Raw genomic sequence first — 16,445 nt, 5'->3', positions numbered from 1 at the left:
TACATCGTGTGCTTTGTACACCGATGACTACAAGATATGTTGGTTAATCTGCTTTAACAAGGCCTTCAAATGTGGGTGTTTTGTGGATAAGAGTGTGAATAACTTAAACAAGAAAAAGACCGCATCTCCGAAGCCGCTGTCGCCACTGCTCTCGCCAAAAAGCAACCGTTAATTCAAAAAAAAACAAGCGTCTAAAAAAAACACTTGGCAGTGAACTGGGTGGTTATTTTTGAGTCAGATCGCAGGTCAGATCGGAGGGGATTTTAGCCAAACTTCACCAGTTGCGGATATTGACGCCATGGTCATTAACTCATAAAGTGGTCTCAAGCCAGCTATGGAAAGGCTTGATAGTTTAGTTTCTGAACAAGACGCTAAACGCAACTGCAGACCGCTTGGTCGGCAGTGGGAACCCCGGGGTGAGATCCGGGGTTTTTCTTTATCTGCGATACACCCACCAAATCCTTCACCTAGAGTACTTATCTAGTGCTTTGGGTAAGTTCAAGCGAACCTCATCGGCGTGGAAAACAATAATCTTTACCGTTTCAACCTGAACATGAGGTGCAGTTCTAGCGTCCCGCATTGCACCCAAAATGAACATGGCAATTTGAATAATTGGTAGCAGTACTTCTGAGAAAAACCACAGAGAATCAAGCATAGTGCCTCCTAGTAATTGGTATGGAAAGTAAGCTCACCCATCGACAATGAGTGCTCTATCTCCGTTAGGGCGTTTTGCCCTACTTTCGAGATGACTGTTCTGTGGATGTCTCACGTGTGAGACAAATGCAGTCAATTTATCTATAGGGACACCTAATTCGCCCTAGCCCCAACTAACACCAGTCCATTAGATTGGAATGCTCTCCGCACCCAAACGCAGCATTAACGCCAGCAACTGTCTAACGCGTTAGACAAAAGCGAAGATCAAAAAAAGGCGAGACCATCACAGTCTCGCCTTCACCAGTAGGCAACCGCCCTACCCCAAATTTCTCATTTTATCCGACGCCTTTTCTCATTCTTGGCGGCGCGCTACAGAAATTCAGGCACAAAAAAAGCGCCCCTCGGGGCGCCTTTTTCAAGCCAACGCGACATTAAGCGCGTTTAAAGTCCAAGTGGGTAACTTTAGGCTTGTAAGGGTGACGCTGCATGTCCTGCACCTTCACCTTCACTTCTTTACCGTCAACGTTCAGAGTCAACTCGGAAGTGTAGAAAGACTCACTTTCTTGAGCTTTCAGAATAACGTTGTGATCCAGCTCGATGGATACAGCGGCTTCTTCGCCACCGTAGATGATGGCTGGGATCTTGTCCGCGTGACGCAGGCGGCGGCTCGCACCTTTGCCCTGGTCTGCGCGTACTTTAGCTTCGAATACGAAAGACATGGTAATACCTTATTTTCAGATAAAATAATGCCACTGCTTGCGACCAGCAGTGGCACTTTGCAAAAAGCGGACGGAGTTTATCACGGGGCCGCGGTTTCTCCAACGACTTTCGGGAGCAAACCGGATTGGTTACCAGCGCCGCACTCGACCGGTATCCACATGGACAAAGCCCGAGCGGGGATAGAAGCCCACTCCGCCACGCTTAAGCTCCAGCGCCGCATTGCGCAGATCCTTGAGTTCGACCCCGGGGATGGCGATATCAATGGCCATGCCACGAGTGTGGTAGCTCTTCTTAGCCACCCCTGACGACTTCCCCGCCAGCATGGCATTGGTTTTCGGGCTGCGATAGCCGGAAATGATCTCGATGCGATTATCAGTACCCAAGCTTCGTTGCAGATCATACAACAGGTTAAACAGATCCTGATCCATCTGAGTGACTTCGCCGGTACGGTGATCCCGCAGCACCTGATTAAAGCTCTGCAACGCCTGAGGGTCATACTCTCCCCCCATCCAGAAGGTATGATTGCTGGTCTCACCGGTATGGCGATTATAGAAGCTCAGACTTTTCGGAGTGGAGCGGCTGGCCAGGGCGACCTGGGGCAGTTGGCACAGTACGGCCGATGCCCCCAAGCCCAACATCAGGCGGCGGCGCAAAAGATCACAATGCGTCATTATAATACTATCCAGTGCAGCGAAGACTCGAAGAGGCAAGGCCCCCTTCCCTCAGTTGGTCGACACGCTAACGGTTATTTTTTGCACTGGCAAGTTGGTAAATCTTCTGCTACCGCTTACAGATTTGGGGTAAACATCGGATTCAAAACGGGGTTATCGGCTGAGCTGGTGGCCCATGGCGATGGTCATTTTGTGATCGAGATCACCCTCCTGATGATACAGGTCCCGTCGATAGCGGGGTTTGTGGTCCTGGCCCATCCAGGCACTCCAATACACCAGGTACACCGGTAGCGGTCGCTGCATCTTAAACCACTGGGTGGCATTACTGCGGCGAGAGCGAACAAACCTGGCCTCACTGATGTCGCCGTACTGCACCAGTTGCCGGGCCAGCAAATCCGCATCCTGAACCCGGACACACCCGGAAGAGAATGCTCGGGAGGGCTTGTCGAACAGGCTTTTTTTCGGAGTGTCGTGCAGATAGATGGCTTGATTGTTGGTCAGGTGGAACTTGTAACGACCCAGAGCATTGCGGTTGCCCGGGCGCTGGCTGAGCCGAAACGGGAACCGGCCATAGCTGGCCTGCTGCCACTGCTGCGGCGTTTTCTCGACCGGGCTCCCTTGCCAGTCATAGGCGTCGAAATGCTGCTGGGCCAGATAGTCGCCGTTGCGGCGAATCTTGGGAATCAGGTCCTTGCGCACAATCGAGCGCGGCACGTTCCAGCTGGGATTGACCACCACACTGACCATCTCGGTGGCCATTCTCGGGGTTCGGCGGCTGTTGCGACCGACAATGACCCGGCTCTGAAACCGCTGCCCCTCTGGAGTGACCCAACGCAGAGAGAAATCGGGAATGTTAACCAGCAAGTACTCTTGGGCAAACCAGCGACGGTCGTGACTCTGCCGCAGAATGTTTCGAGCTAATCGTTGGGCCCGCACCGCCGGAGACATGGACAGCCACGAGCGGGTCTTTGGCCCGATCACCCCATCGGCAGCCAATCCATGTCGACGCTGAAACCGCTGCACCGCCGCCACCAAGTCGGCATCGTACTCCTGCCCCAACACCGGCCCCTGATAATCGTTTAACAGCTTCAGCACCACCCGGATTTGCTCCACCTCCACATGGCGCTGGTGTGGCTCAATCAGGCGGGTGGCGTTAAAACGAGGCCAATTAAGATGCACCATCTGCTGCAACTGTTCCACCCAATGGCGAGCCGCCAGATAGTCGCTGCCTCTGGGTTCGAGATCGATCACCAGTTGAATCAGGCGCTGCTGGCTGACGGCAGTGGCCAGTTCAAAGGCGCTGCCTTCCGGGCTGGTAAGGTGAAGGGGCATCTGGCCGAGTTGATCGGCGCCGATGGGACGGGAAGCCATCGTTTGGTTGAACCCCTGAATCAACAGGTAAGCCTCGGTCAGCAGCTCGCTCTGTTGCCTCAGTGTCAACGCCTCCTGATTCAGCAATCGCTGCAGCTCGTTGAACTGATGAGAAACATTGGCCGCCGCCATGAAATTCACCTGCTTACGCAGCTCCTGGCCCGCCTGACGCTGAGCCGGATTGTCGAACCACAACGGCGCCGCAGTGATGCCGGAAGACACCAAGACCAACGCCAGTACTAACCACCACACTCGTCCCACTGCTACCCCCTTAGAGCCGGTCATCACTCCACCTTGACCGTCGGGCCTGAATCCCATCCTGGGGGCGCCAATTATGTCGCTGTTATCGAAATCGGCGTTGCCGGCAGCGACGCTGATTTCTCGCATTCAGCAGTAAGTATGGCAACAGACTGGGGAAATCATCGGAAAAAATCACAAAGCTCAGGATAGAGCACTGAAAAAAAAGGCCCTTTGGCATGAACACCTGAGGGCCCGGGATTTCAAGGTCAAAACAATAACAAGGGAGCGTTCAAACGCATGCGGGCCACTGTAACGGCAGCAGGTTGCAGTTTCATGACATTCAGCCTGACACCTGTCCCAACTTGCCATTAAGGAAGGTCAACCAGGACTCGCCTCGCTGCGACTGCCCATGTTCAGTGGCGTTGACCGCCGCCTCACGGGCCCGGTGATACTGTTTTAACTGATAGTGAGCATTCACCTGCGCCAGATACAGTTCCCCACGACGATCTGCCAGAGACTCCACCAACAGCGCCTGATCCAGCACCACCAAAGCCCGTCGATGCTGACGCTGTTGCATCAGCAACTGGATCTGTGGCCATAACAGCGCCGGACGCTGCGCCGCCGCGGTTTCCCAGGCCTCAATGGCCAGTTGCCACTCCCGCGCGGATTGCCAGTAACGAGCCAGTTGCTGCAGCTGCTCCGCCGACGTCGCGATCAGGCCCTGCTCCAGGTAGTGCTGCAGATGACGGGCGGCCAACTCCGGCAACCCCTGGCTGGCAAACAGCTGCACCAGGGTCAGATGATCGGCGTCACTCTTTAGCACGCCGCTGCGCTGTGCCAACGCCGAAGTCACCAGGGCGGCCTCCACCCGGTTTTGCTGCAGCTGAGCACTGATGCTCTGGCGCCACCAAGCTAGGCGCGTTGGCTGCAACGCCAGCAGCGCCTCCAGCGTCTGCTCCGCCGCCGCCCATTGCTTCAGGTTCCACTGGGCGGTCAGGCTCAACTGCCGGGCCACCAGCACTGGGTTGCGAGAAGCCTCATCGTCGCCAAGCAGTGCCAACGCCTGCGCTGCCGCAGTCTGCACTTGCGGCCACTGCGCCAGCCTGGCCTGAGCTCTCGCCAGCCCGAGATGCCATTGGGCGATTCGAGCATCCTCATCGACCTCGCTGCGGCTGGCAATCAAGGCCCGATAATGGACGATGGCTTCATCGAAACGCTCCTGACTCAGCAGCAATTGCGCCAGTTCATGTTGAGTCTGGCGCTCGCTGAGCGGATCCAGCCCGCCGCTGTCCAGCGCCCGTTGCATCTGCGCAATCGCTTCCGGGTAGCGCTGCGCCGCCGAGTACAGCCCCGCCAGCATGCGGCCAACGTAGGCCGAGGCATCCGCCGACGAAGGTGTCAACGACTCCAGCAGTTCAATGGCCTGCTGCGACTGGTCCTGCTCATACAACTCATAGGCTTTTTGTAATTTGGCGGCCACAAAGGGACTGATGGCCGCCTGCAGCGGCAAGCTGCAGAGGCAGATCAGAACCAGGCACAATCGTCGTATCACTGTAATCGAAACTCCAGTTTAAGGGTTTGCCCCGGTTGTGGCACCGCGTTGCCATCCACCATCTTGGGTTGGTACTTCCAGCGCGCCAAGGCCTTAACCGCCGCCTGATCGAACACCCGCACCGGTTGCGATTCCATCACCGCTATCTCGGTCGGACGGCCGTCGGCAGCGATGGTAAACTTCATCACCACAAAGCCTTCGGCCCGCATCCGTTTCGCCCGTGGCGGGTACGCCGGCTCGACCCGATACAGCGGCATCGCCTGACGATCCGATTGGCTAAACCCGGGCTTCCCCGGCATGGATACCGTCAGGCTGCCAACGTCAGACAACGCCATCGGCGCCAGGCTCGGAGGCATGGGCCGGGTCACGTCACTGCTGTTTGTCACCGTCGCGGTGGGCAGAGGTGGCAGCGGCGGCGGCGGTTCAGGCAGAGTGCGCTGCCGTCGTTCCAGCCGCTGCGGCCGTTCAACCATGGCAATAGTGATAGGCTCCCTGGTCGTCGCCGTGGGCGCCTGAAACCCACTGCCCCCCACCATCCAGGCCATCAGACTAAACAGCCCGGCCGTAACCGCCAGAGCAATGACACCATAGGCCAGCAACGACTTCATGGTGCCGACTCCGTTGCCAGGGCGATATCATCAATGCCCGCCGCCTTGGCCGCGTCCATCACCTTGACCACCATGCCATTAAACGCCCGCTCATCGGCCTGAATCACCAGAGGCGAGTCCGGTTGATCCACCTTCAGCCGTTCCAAATTGGCCTGCACCCGTTCCACATCCACCTGACGGGAATCGATGAAGATCTGATTGTGATCATTAATGGCCACGAACAGGCCGGCGCCGGCCTGGGAGGCTCCCTGGCTGGCCTGAGGCCGGTTAACGTCGATGCCAGACTCCCGCACAAAGGAGGTGGTGACAATAAAGAAGATCAGCATGATGAACACCACATCCAGCATGGGGGTAAGATCCACTTCCGCGTCTTCTTGAGTGTCGGTTTGTCGTAACAGTCGCATCCTACTCTACCTCTTGCATGTTGATCGCCAGTCGCTGCAGAGTGCGTTGACAGCCTTTCGTCAGTCGGGCATGGACAAACAGGCCCGCCAATGCCGCCACCATGCCGGCCATGGTCGGCAGCGTCGCCATGGCGATGCCCGCCGACATCATCTTAGGATCGCCGGTGCCGTTGGCGGCCATCACCTCAAACACCGAGATCATGCCGGTCACCGTGCCCATCAACCCCAACATGGGACAGATGGCCACCAGCGCCTTTATCAGACTCAGGTAGCGATGCAGGCCCCGTTCGGCCCGGGCCAACAGCCCCTGACGCTGCGCCTTGGCATACCAGGACAGGTGCTCCTTGCGCTGCTGCCACGCCCGCAATGCCTGCCGCTGCTGGCGAGGAAAGCCCAGCAGCAGGTAGCCGATGCGTTCGGCGATCAGAAACCAGGTCAACAACACGCACCCGGCCAACCCCCACAACACCGGCCCGCCCTGAGCCATAAACCGGCTCAGCCACTCCCACCAGGCGATCATCAGGCGGACTCCACCGGGCTTTGTTGCTCGGCATGGTGCGCCACCAGCGCCAGACTCTCTTTCTCCAAGATGCTGCGAAGGGTTCGCACTCGGGACGACAACAGGTTATGGGCCAACAACAACGGAATCGCCGCCATCAGGCCAAGCACCGTGGTCACCAGTGCCATGGAGATGCCTCCGGCCATGATCTTGGGGTCGCCATTGCCAAACTGAGTAATGGTCTGAAACGTGCCGATCATCCCGGTCACCGTCCCCAGCAGCCCCATCATCGGTGCGATGGCGGCCATCAACTTCAACATCGACAGGCCTTTTTCCAGACCCTGCTGCTGGGTGACGATCGCCTCGGTCAACTTCAGCTCCAGAGTGTCCAGCGGTTGATGACGATGTTGCTGATACACCGACAATATCCGTCCAAGCGGGTTGTCCGACGGCCGCTGCGGCTGCGCCAACTGACGATTAATGCTCAGCTGAATCCGCACCAGTGTCTGTGCACGAAACAGGGCGATGCCGCCGCCGATGGCGAGCAACACAGCGATGGCCTTGCCAACCAATCCCCCTTGCTCAAATCGCTGCGCCAGGGTCGGCGTGGTCTGCATCTGAGTCAGCAGCTCGCCCTTAGCCGGATCCAGCAGCAACGGCTGCCAACCGGTCGGCGTGGGCATTGCCGCCCCCTTCGGCTGACGCGGATACACCGATACCAGGCCACGCTCAGGGGTCAGTTGCAGGTAACCTTGCTCGGACACCAGGTTAAAATGGCCCAGGCGCCATACCTGCTGGTCGTGGATCTGGCCCTGCTTATCTGCCACGGCCAAGGTCACCGGTCCAACCCGTTTCGACGCTTCGATATCGGCGTTGATTACGGCCATCATCTGCTGCAGTTGTGGCAACGACGGCAGACGGTCGGTGTTCGACAATCGCAGCGCCAATTGCCGCTGTTCAGGTTGTAATAGGCTACCCGGTCCCTGGGAGAGCTGCCGCTGAAGCTCGCCCCCCGCCTGACGAACCACCCCGTAAAGCTCCCCGAGGCTGCTGCTGGCCAGGGCCAGCTGTTTCTCGGTATCGGCCAGCGCCCGCTCGTTGCTGGCAAAGGCCTGGCTCAGCGACTCGACCCGTGCCTGAAGCTCACTCAACGCCTGCTGCTGGTGCTGCAACGACTGCTCAGCCTGCTGATGCTCGGCCAAAAAACGCGCCTGGCGCTGCTGGTTATGCTGCTGCTCCTGAGCCAGCGCCTGCTGACTGGACAGGTTCAGCTCAGTCAGTGGTTGCGCCGAAACCGTCGCCGAAATCAGTAAGGTCAATCCAATCAGAGTCACCTTCATTGTTGCTCCTCCCCTACAAACACCGGCACGCTCATGAGCTGGGGCACCTGTTGCCCCCCGGCCACCCGGTAAGCCTGCTCTAATTCACTGAGCGGGTGATCCTCAATCACCTGCCAACGCCGCTGCTGGGGATGCCAGCGCCAATAGAGGCTGCCATCCAAATTTCTGGCCAGCAGGGTCAGTCGCCCAAGGTGCAACAGTTCCACCTCCCTGGGGCCCTCCCCGTTGAAGCTGATGCTGTCGCGATACACCGCCACCTTGCGGCCATACTCCAGCTCAATTTGATAGGCTTCGAGGAGACGACGAAACTTCTCGGCGTCGGCGACATCGGCGCGAGACATCAGGGCGCGGAGCTCAGCCAACCGCTGCTGACGCAATGCCACCTTGATGGGCAGATCGTCGGCGATTCTCAATTCGAGATCCGTCAGCATCTGATACATCAGCGGCACCAGCCCAGTACGGGTGGTATCGATGCCGTCGATCTGCGCTTGCTTGTCCGTCAGCTCCCGCTGCTGATCCTGCACCAGCGCCTGCAGGTGGTCATGGTAGACCTGAAGGTTCTCCAGCTCCTGAGCCAGCCGCTCGGTTTCCGTGCGCATCTCCAGGGTGTCATCGGCGAGGCGCTCCACCTGCTGCTGAGTCGCTCTGCCTTGTTGCTGGAGTGCGGACTGGGTCTGGCGGGCCTGCTCAAGGGACTCGCCGGCCTGGGCACTGGCAACCAACGCCAGCCAAGCCAATGTAAATAGGGTGTGAATGGGCTTCATGCTCTCTCTCTGGGGTTCCCCGATCGGCATCGGATGGTGACAGAGACCCCCTAGCATCTCAATGAAAATCATTCTCATTTTAATGACCCGGATCACAGTTCAAATAAGATCGGCTAAATCGCATATTAAGCACGGTTTTACCGACCCTGATTCGAACCGCATAATGCTTCAATAAGTAAATGATTTTAAATGGAATGTACTATTTGATGGCGGAAGTTATCTTTCCTGTCTGGTTTCTGAAGGCCCGTGAGCCAACTCACAGTCACCATTAACAAAACCGCATACACTTCAAAACGCTTAATGTTCCCAAAGCATGTCATGTTGCGCCAGCTCCCCTTAGTTGGCGCTTTCTTTTGCCCGTCGAATCGACCAAGTATCCAGCAGTCAGCCGAACAGAGTTCGATTTTCTCCTATGTTTCAGGTATAAAGCCGCTCCTTAGCGACAATCCGAGACTAGTATGAATCGCCAACAACTGATCCAATTGATGGCTGAACGTAGCGGCCTGAGCAACAGCGATTGCCAGAAAAGCCTGAAAGCGCTACAGGAGAGCATTACCCGAGCCCTGCATGAGGGCGAGAAGGTGTATCTGCCAAAGATGGGGGTGTTTGAGATTCGCCATCATCTGCCCAAGACCGGTCGTAACCCGCAAACCGGCGAGCCGATGGAAATCCCATTTCGAACCAGCGCGGCGTTTCGCCCCAACGACAGCTTTAAAGCCGCCATTCAATAACCAACGGTCACAAAAAAAGCCGTCTGAAACAGACGGCTTCAACCCTTGCTTGCGGCCAGGTTACTGCATCAGCTCGCGGATGTACTTCACCGGCGCCGAGCCGTAGCTCAGGAAGGTTTCATGGAAACGCTGCAGGTCAAACTGCTGCCCCAGTTGCGCCTTATTCTCTTCACGCCAGTCGTAAATCTCACGGAAGCCGGAATAGTATGAGGTCAGTTGTACCTGACTCAGGGTCGCCCGACGCCACTTCTGCGCCGCTTCCTCCTGCTGCTGGAAGGCCCCGTCCACCATCAGTGACATCGCCCGCTGCCGATCGATGCCCTTCACCTGAATCTCGTAGTCGATGATGGTGTTGGTGATCACCCGCAGGTTCCATTTCCAGTACATCAACCACAGCTCCGGCTCGTAGCCGCCATAGCCCTGCTCCAGCATCACCCGCTCGGCGTACACCGCCCAGCCTTCGATCATGGCGCCGTTGCCAAACAGGCTCTTGATCAGGCTGGGGGATTCATTGGAGTACACCAACTGAGTGTAATGACCGGGAATCGCTTCATGGATATTGAGAATCTGCAGGATCCAGTGGTTGTACTCGCGCAAGTAGCTCTCGGCCTGTTCGTCACTCATGCCATCCAGCGGCGTGACATTGTAGTAGGTGTTGGCGTGCTTATCGTACGGACCCGGTGCCGAAATCGAGGCACCGGCAAACCCGCGCATGTAGGCCGGGGTTTCCCTGACCACCAGCGGCTTCTCCGGATCCAGGGTCACCAGTTTGCTGTCGTTAACAAACTGCACCAGCTCCGGAATCTGTTTGCGCACTTCGCTGACAAACTCATCACGCTGAACATGATGAGCCGACAGGTGATCGATCATCTGCCGCACCGCCACCAGCTCATCGGCAGGCATGGCGGTATTGGGGAAATACTTGGGCCACAACTGCTCGGTGATGGTCACCATCTGCTTCTGAGCTTGAGACTTGTCCGCCAGCGCCTTCTGATACAACTGCTTGGCGGTCATGCCCGCCTGAATGTCGAGGGCAAACTTCTCTTCATACAGGGCTTCACCGATGCGAAACGAGCGAGCCCCGTCCTTCTTGAGCTGGGCCACCTTGGCTTCCAGCCAGCCGATGTGGCTCTGAATCGCCTGCTTGGCGATGTAGAAACGCTGCTCAAACAAGGCCTTTTCCTGGGCAGACAGGCCGGAGTCCTGCGCCATGGTCAGCATGGCATCTGAGAACACCGTCAGGGCCCCCTGATTCTGAAGCAACGCCAGTTCGGTGTGTTCCAGAGTCGGATGACTGATGTTGGCCCGGGCGGCGCTGTAATAGTCTGGCACCAACTCCATGCGAGCGAGGATCGCCCGCAAACGCACCTCGTCGGCGGCGTAGGGCTCATTCATCAGCCGGGCAAAGGGACCGGCCACATTGTAGTTGGCCGGATTCCACTGCCAGGATTTAAAGCGGGTATTTTCCCATTCCATCTTATCGAGCACATTGGTGATCAGTGCCAGGTCGATGCGGGCACCACTGGTCAGGGGTTGCTGGGCAAACGGCGCCAGCCTGGCCCGCCAACGGGCCACAAACTGAGCCTCGGAGGCCCGGCTCATGGCATCGGGAATCTCCAGTTGTTCGGCATAATCGTAGAAGCCACTGTACAGTGCCCAAGTCGGCGACTGACGCCACAGATCCTGAACAAACTCCTGGCCCACCCTATCGAACTTTGCCGATTGGCACTCGGCCAGACAGGGAGCGGGAGTGGTAACTTCGGCAGTAGGAGACTGGCAGCCCGCCAGGCCGACGGCGGTTAGCAGCGCCAGGGCGGCGATTTTCAATTTCATTATTATGACTTCCCTGAGTCTGATGGGGGATTCTCAGGGGTCAGTAAACCATGAATCCGGGGTCGATGTTAGCCCCGGTTAAAGTTGGTAACAATTTGTTGAAATGACTTGATGTTCCATAACTTAGACCGCAGCGCCAACAGACCCAGACACAACAGAAGATACAGCGCCGGCTCATACCAGCCGGACTTCACCGACCACCAAAAGTGCACCGGTGCCAGCAGTGCCACCAGGTAGACCCAGTTATGCAGTCGCTGCCAGCGACGACCCAGCCGACGCTGCATGCCCTGAGTCGACGTCAATGCCAGCGCCGTCAGAATCACAAGCGCCAGCATGCCCACCACGATGTAGGGGCGCCGAACCACTTCGGCCAACAGCAGCCCCCAGTCCCCCAGCAGATCCAGTGCCAGGAAGGCCCCCAGGTGCAGCAGCGCGTAGGCAAAGCTCCACAACCCGATCAGCCGCCGCACCCGAACCAGCGCTCCCAGCTTCCACCACCGCGCCAGCGGCGACACCAGCAAGCTGGCCATCAGGCCATGCAGGGCACCCATGCCCAGGAAGTGGATCACATACTGCACCGGATCACCGCCGGCGGCCCCCGCTTGCACTGCCACCACCAAATACAGAAGCGGTAGCAGGAAACACAGGTGCAACAGGGATTTCAGCGCCAGCAGCCGGCCTTTAGTGAGCCTCATCAATACCACTGCCTCATGTCCAGATCGCCATACATGCCCGCCACCTGTTCACCGTAGCCATTGAACAGTTCGGTGGGAATGCGCTTGGCCGACAGCAGGCCACCGGCACCGATGCGACGCTCGCTGGCTTGAGACCAGCGGGGATGATCCACCTGGGGGTTCACATTGGCGTAAAAGCCATACTCATGGCTGGCCAGCAGGTTCCAGGTGGTGGGTGGCATGGTTTCCACCAGGCGTATGCGAACAATGGATTTAATTGACTTAAAGCCATACTTCCATGGCACCACCAGCCGAATCGGTGCGCCGTTTTGCGGCGGCAGGGTCTGGCCGTAGAGGCCGACGGAGATCAGGGTCAGCGGGTTCATCGCCTCATCCATTCTGAGCCCCTCCACATAGGGGTACTCGATGCCTCCCCCCACAAACCGCGACGCCTGCCCCGGCATCTGTTTCGGGTCGTACAGGGTCTCGAAGGCCACGTACTTGGCCCGGCTGGTGGGGTTGGCCTTCTTCAGCAACGCCGACAACGGGAACCCCAACCAGGGGATCACCATCGACCAGGCTTCGACGCAGCGTAAGCGGTAGATGCGCTCCTCAATGGGCAGGGATTTGATGAGCTCGTCCACGTCCAGAGTCAGTGGCGTGTCGACCTCGCCTTCAATGGACAAGCTCCAGGGCTGGGTTTTCAGTCCCTGGGCATGTTTGTACGGGTCGGTCTTGGCGGTGCCGAATTCATAGAAGTTGTTGTGGGTAAGGATCTTATCCTCGGGCGTCAACTCATCGCTGATGCCGTAGTTGTTGCTGGATACCGACGTCAACGGTCGCCGCGGCGCCATGGCATCCGTGTCACTGCCCTGGCTAAACCAGTCCAGCAACCCCGCCTGCACATTCAGTGGCACACTGGCACTGATGGCCCCCAACCCCAGCGCTTTGGCGATCTGACGCCGGGCCCGAAATACCTCTTCGGGGGTCACGTCGTTGTCTTTGAATCTGTCCCACTGTGGCTTGCGAAAGAATGTCATTGCGCTGTCCCTATTTGCTACTTACCCCTGTTAGACCTTGATAACGGCTAAAGCATTTCAACAGCTTCTCAATTAATTGAAGCATCGGTGAGGGGGCGAGACCAGGGGCGACACTCAGTTCAGCAGGTCTTCCACCTCCAAACACTCCAAAATATAGCGACGCAACGCCTCCAACAACCAGGCCGGGCAGGACTGTCGCTCTTTGTAGGTCAAATAATACCCGGGCTCGCGAGCGCCATTGCCGATGCCCTGATGAAGACGACGGCGGATTTGGCTGGGTACCAGCCGCACCTTCAAGTTGTCGTTGGCCCTTAAAAACTCCACGGTGCGGCGGCCACCGGTAAAACTGAAGCTGTCCCGGTGCCCCAACATGCTCACCAGCTCATCCAGCGTATTGACCCGGGCACGAATGTTCAGTGTACGGCCATTGAGCTTGGCAAAATCCTCCATGGGGTCCTGATTATCGTTAAAGGAGGCGCACTCGGTCACCACAAAGGGGTAATCAAAGATCACCTCTTCGAACCGGTCAAACTGCTGCCACAGAGGGTGAGTTTTATCCGCCACCACGCAGGTGTTTTTTGAAAAAGCAATGAACTCGGACTCCGCGCCCTTAACCGGTACGGCACTGAGATAGATTCCGAGATCGATGGCATCGGAGTTGGTATCAGTGTTGAGACTGCCGCTCCAGATTCGCAGGCTGATGTCGATCTCTTCACCTTGGCTGCGCGCCGCCTCCAGCAGGTAATTGGTCAACCCGTTGCTCAGGGTCGCCGGCACCGCCAGATTGACCTTCTGCCGCTCTTGCTTAGCCCGTCCCTGATTGCCCATCACCACCGGCACCATGCGATCCAGATTGGCTTTCACCGACTCCATCAATGGGTACAGCTGCACCGCCAGTGGCGAGGGTTCAAAATTGTACTGCCGCCGAATAAACAGCTTGTCGTTGAACACTAAGCGCATGGCACTCAGGCTGCGACTGACCTTGGAGGGCAGCACCTCCAATTCGCTGGCCACCGCCTTAGAGTTCAGATATTTCCCCAGATAGACAAACACCTGAACATCGAAGAACGACAGACCTCGAACCTGTTTATGCAACTGTTCCAACGTTTCCATTTTCACCTCTGAGCACCCTCTTTTGGGGTTTATCAAGCCGCTCCAGGCTCTGTTAACAGAGTTTCGGATTTGGAGTCGGCGAGTTCCAATTCCTGCATCATCACAACATCTTGCCGGCTTCTCAATGCCATCCGCCAGCAAAATACCGAACTGTGAACCACACGCCCACCTGATGACGATATCACGATCGCAAAATGCGCAATTGGCATTTCCACCCAGTAGAATCCCACGGTTCGATCTTGCCGTCGGCTTTGGGCTGGACAGCGGCATGTCGGCGGCGTAGGTTTAACCACATGGATCGCCCACGGCTCGCCACTGACGGGGAGCGGATTAAGGATGACACGCTTATGGCTTATCACCCCAGAACCATTGCTCCCGGCCCTTTGATGTCCCTGCGCCACGTATCAATGAAAACCTACCGGGTCAGTTTTGATGCCACCATGCCAGAGCCTGACCAACTGAACGAAGCGATGGCTTGGATCACCCCGTTCATCATCAAAAAGCCCCCGTTTCAGCATGCCCATGTTGGCTTTGCCATCCTGCACCGCGGCGTCGAGCGGGACTACCTGGTGGTGTGCTACTGGGCCAATCACAACGAATGCCTGACTCAGGTTGCGGTGCGTGATCGCGACGCCGATGGCCACTGGCGTCTGGCCGACAACGAGTCCTTCTGTGTCTGGGACATGCAAATCATGGCGTTTGAGCGTGATCAGATGGTGAAACACGTATTGACCCCGGCCCAACCGGCGTTGACGGGCTACCTGGGGCTGCACCTGAGCATTGATGGCAAAACCGACGGCCACTGAGGCGAAAACCAGCAGTTGCACCAGTGCCGCTTGCGGGCCCTGGCTGTCAATGACACTCTAGTCACTCACTGATTTAATGTTGCTGCAGGTGCCATGTTTACCGACCCTCTCGTGTTAGCCGCTCTGGGCGTTACCTTTCTCATCGCTGTGGCCATTGGCTGGCTGGGGCAGTCCAACGGCCGGCGACAAGCCGAACACCGGTCGGTAACCCTGGAAGCCACCAATGAACAACTGGCGGAACAACTGGAACGACACGACAACCGCCTGCAGCATAAAGAACAGGAGCTGAATCAACTGCACAGTGCCCTGGCGGACAGCCGCGCCCGGGAGGAATCCCTGCGTCATCAAGTGCAGCAGGCTCTGGACAGCGAAAAGCGCCTCACTCTGCAGTTTGAAAACCTGGCCAACCGAATTTTCGACAACAAAAGCCAACAATTGAGTGAGCAAAGCCAGTCTCAACTCAGTGCCGTACTGACCCCGTTGCAGCAACAACTGGATGGCTTTCGCAAACAGGTTCAAGACAGCTACACCTCGGAAGCCAAAGAACGTTTCGCCCTCAAGCATCAGTTGGACGATCTCAAGGCCATGAACCTGAAGATGAGTGAAGATGCCCTCAACCTGACCAAAGCCCTCAAGGGCGACAATAAGGCCATGGGCAACTGGGGCGAAGTGGTGCTGGCACGATTGCTGACTCAGAGTGGCCTGAGGGAAGGCCACGAATACGACACTCAGGCCGCGCTGAAACAGGACGACGGCAAACGCTACCAACCCGATGTCATTGTGCACCTGCCCGACGACAAAGATGTGGTGATCGATTCCAAGGTGTCGCTGTTGGGGTATGAGCGTTTCTTCAACGCCGAGGACGACGACGATCGTCAGCGCGGCCTGAGAGACCACCTGGCATCAGTGCGGGCCCATATCAAAGGCCTGTCCGACAAGGACTACCAGCAGCTTAACGGCATTCGAACCCTGGACTACGTATTGATGTTCATTCCGGTTGAACCGGGCTTCCTGGCCGCCATTGAGTCGGATCCAGAATTGGTAAATTTTGCCCTGGAGCGGAACATTTTGCTCACCAGCCCCACTAATCTGATGGTAGCCCTGAGAACCATCAACAACCTGTGGCGGTTTGAGTACCAGAGTCGCAATGCCCAGGAGATCGCCGCTCAGGCGGGAAAAATCTACGACAAGCTGGTGGGCTTTTCCGATGACCTGCTCAAAGTGGGGCGGGCACTGGATACGGCTCAGGGCAGTTACCAGAAAGCCCTGGGCAAGTTCTCCTCCGGTCGCGGCAACCTGCTTCGTCAGGCGGAGCAGATGAAGCAACTGGGGGCCACCACCAGCAAACAGCCGCAGGCGGCCCTGGTGGACGACGCCCTCAACCCGATGCTGGATCACAGGGACGCGGTTGACACAAAAGAGTAA

16 protein-coding genes and 1 pseudogene are annotated in these 16,445 nt (G+C 57.4%); 3 read left to right on the top strand and 14 right to left on the bottom strand.

Going from position 1 to position 16,445, the window contains the following annotated elements:
* Nucleotides 1-463: 463 nt before the first annotated feature.
* The 10 genes and pseudogenes from J8Z22_RS07000 to J8Z22_RS06955 form a co-directional block, all read right to left on the bottom strand.
* Entirely contained in the window at nucleotides 464-655 is a 192-nt protein-coding gene (locus J8Z22_RS07000; protein ID WP_252009731.1) for a hypothetical protein, read from the bottom strand.
* Between the two features lie 436 nt (nucleotides 656-1,091).
* Nucleotides 1,092-1,373 (bottom strand): annotated as a pseudogene (gene rplY / locus J8Z22_RS06995) (50S ribosomal protein L25); the annotation flags it as partial.
* A 129-nt stretch (nucleotides 1,374-1,502) separates the two neighbouring features.
* The gene (locus tag J8Z22_RS06990) at nucleotides 1,503-2,045 is read right to left on the bottom strand and encodes a DUF882 domain-containing protein (RefSeq protein WP_028113674.1); all 543 of its coding nucleotides are present in this window, start codon (nucleotides 2,043-2,045) and stop codon (nucleotides 1,503-1,505) included.
* A gap of 153 nt (nucleotides 2,046-2,198) precedes the next feature.
* Nucleotides 2,199-3,701 (bottom strand): murein L,D-transpeptidase, encoded by a 1,503-nt coding sequence (locus J8Z22_RS06985; RefSeq protein WP_252009729.1) that lies wholly within the window; start codon nucleotides 3,699-3,701, stop codon nucleotides 2,199-2,201.
* 295 nt (nucleotides 3,702-3,996) lie between these two features.
* Entirely contained in the window at nucleotides 3,997-5,208 is a 1,212-nt protein-coding gene (locus J8Z22_RS06980; protein WP_252009726.1) for a lipopolysaccharide assembly protein LapB, read from the bottom strand.
* Complete coding sequence (locus J8Z22_RS06975; RefSeq protein WP_028113676.1) at nucleotides 5,205-5,816, bottom strand: energy transducer TonB; 612 nt, start codon at nucleotides 5,814-5,816, stop codon at nucleotides 5,205-5,207. Before J8Z22_RS06975 ends, J8Z22_RS06980 begins: the two co-directional genes overlap by 4 nt.
* Entirely contained in the window at nucleotides 5,813-6,220 is a 408-nt protein-coding gene (locus J8Z22_RS06970) for a biopolymer transporter ExbD (protein ID WP_028113677.1), read from the bottom strand. Before J8Z22_RS06970 ends, J8Z22_RS06975 begins: the two co-directional genes overlap by 4 nt.
* A 1-nt stretch (nucleotide 6,221) precedes the next feature.
* A complete protein-coding gene (locus tag J8Z22_RS06965; protein ID WP_252009724.1) occupies nucleotides 6,222-6,740 on the bottom strand; it encodes a MotA/TolQ/ExbB proton channel family protein in 519 nt (172 codons plus the stop codon).
* On the bottom strand, nucleotides 6,740-8,059 hold the full coding sequence (locus J8Z22_RS06960) for a MotA/TolQ/ExbB proton channel family protein (RefSeq protein ID WP_252009722.1): 1,320 nt from the start codon (nucleotides 8,057-8,059) through the stop codon (nucleotides 6,740-6,742). Before J8Z22_RS06960 ends, J8Z22_RS06965 begins: the two co-directional genes overlap by 1 nt.
* Complete coding sequence (locus J8Z22_RS06955) at nucleotides 8,056-8,823, bottom strand: DUF3450 domain-containing protein (RefSeq protein WP_252009720.1); 768 nt, start codon at nucleotides 8,821-8,823, stop codon at nucleotides 8,056-8,058. The genes J8Z22_RS06960 and J8Z22_RS06955 overlap by 4 nt, the downstream gene beginning before the upstream one ends.
* Nucleotides 8,824-9,281: 458 nt before the next feature.
* Here J8Z22_RS06955 and J8Z22_RS06950 point away from each other — a divergent pair, with 458 nt between their 5' ends.
* Nucleotides 9,282-9,554: an HU family DNA-binding protein gene (locus tag J8Z22_RS06950; RefSeq protein WP_028113681.1), complete on the top strand. Its 273-nt coding sequence runs from the start codon at nucleotides 9,282-9,284 to the stop codon at nucleotides 9,552-9,554.
* A 60-nt stretch (nucleotides 9,555-9,614) separates the two neighbouring features.
* Here the strand turns inward: J8Z22_RS06950 and J8Z22_RS06945 are convergent, their stop codons facing one another.
* From J8Z22_RS06945 to J8Z22_RS06930, 4 genes are all read right to left on the bottom strand, one after another.
* Nucleotides 9,615-11,387 (bottom strand): DUF885 domain-containing protein, encoded by a 1,773-nt coding sequence (locus J8Z22_RS06945; protein WP_252009718.1) that lies wholly within the window; start codon nucleotides 11,385-11,387, stop codon nucleotides 9,615-9,617.
* Nucleotides 11,388-11,455: 68 nt separating this feature from the next.
* Complete coding sequence (msrQ, locus tag J8Z22_RS06940; protein WP_028113683.1) at nucleotides 11,456-12,082, bottom strand: protein-methionine-sulfoxide reductase heme-binding subunit MsrQ; 627 nt, start codon at nucleotides 12,080-12,082, stop codon at nucleotides 11,456-11,458.
* Nucleotides 12,082-13,101 carry a protein-methionine-sulfoxide reductase catalytic subunit MsrP gene (gene msrP / locus J8Z22_RS06935; RefSeq protein ID WP_252009716.1) on the bottom strand — a complete coding sequence of 340 codons (1,020 nt, stop codon included), beginning with the start codon at nucleotides 13,099-13,101 and terminating at the stop codon, nucleotides 12,082-12,084. The genes msrQ and msrP overlap by 1 nt, the downstream gene beginning before the upstream one ends.
* A gap of 114 nt (nucleotides 13,102-13,215) precedes the next feature.
* Complete coding sequence (locus J8Z22_RS06930; RefSeq protein WP_252009715.1) at nucleotides 13,216-14,214, bottom strand: LysR family transcriptional regulator; 999 nt, start codon at nucleotides 14,212-14,214, stop codon at nucleotides 13,216-13,218.
* A 347-nt stretch (nucleotides 14,215-14,561) separates the two neighbouring features.
* Here J8Z22_RS06930 and J8Z22_RS06925 point away from each other — a divergent pair, with 347 nt between their 5' ends.
* Both J8Z22_RS06925 and rmuC read left to right on the top strand, forming a co-directional pair.
* Nucleotides 14,562-15,020 carry a hypothetical protein gene (locus J8Z22_RS06925; protein ID WP_028113686.1) on the top strand — a complete coding sequence of 153 codons (459 nt, stop codon included), beginning with the start codon at nucleotides 14,562-14,564 and terminating at the stop codon, nucleotides 15,018-15,020.
* A 111-nt stretch (nucleotides 15,021-15,131) separates the two neighbouring features.
* Entirely contained in the window at nucleotides 15,132-16,445 is a 1,314-nt protein-coding gene (gene rmuC / locus J8Z22_RS06920; RefSeq protein WP_371878110.1) for a DNA recombination protein RmuC, read from the top strand.

Origin of the sequence: Ferrimonas sp. SCSIO 43195, from assembly GCF_023716685.1 — a bacterium.
GTDB lineage: Bacteria > Pseudomonadota > Gammaproteobacteria > Enterobacterales > Shewanellaceae > Ferrimonas > Ferrimonas kyonanensis.
Note: the sequence above shows the minus strand (reverse complement) of the source record. Positions and strands in the feature narration are given on the sequence as shown.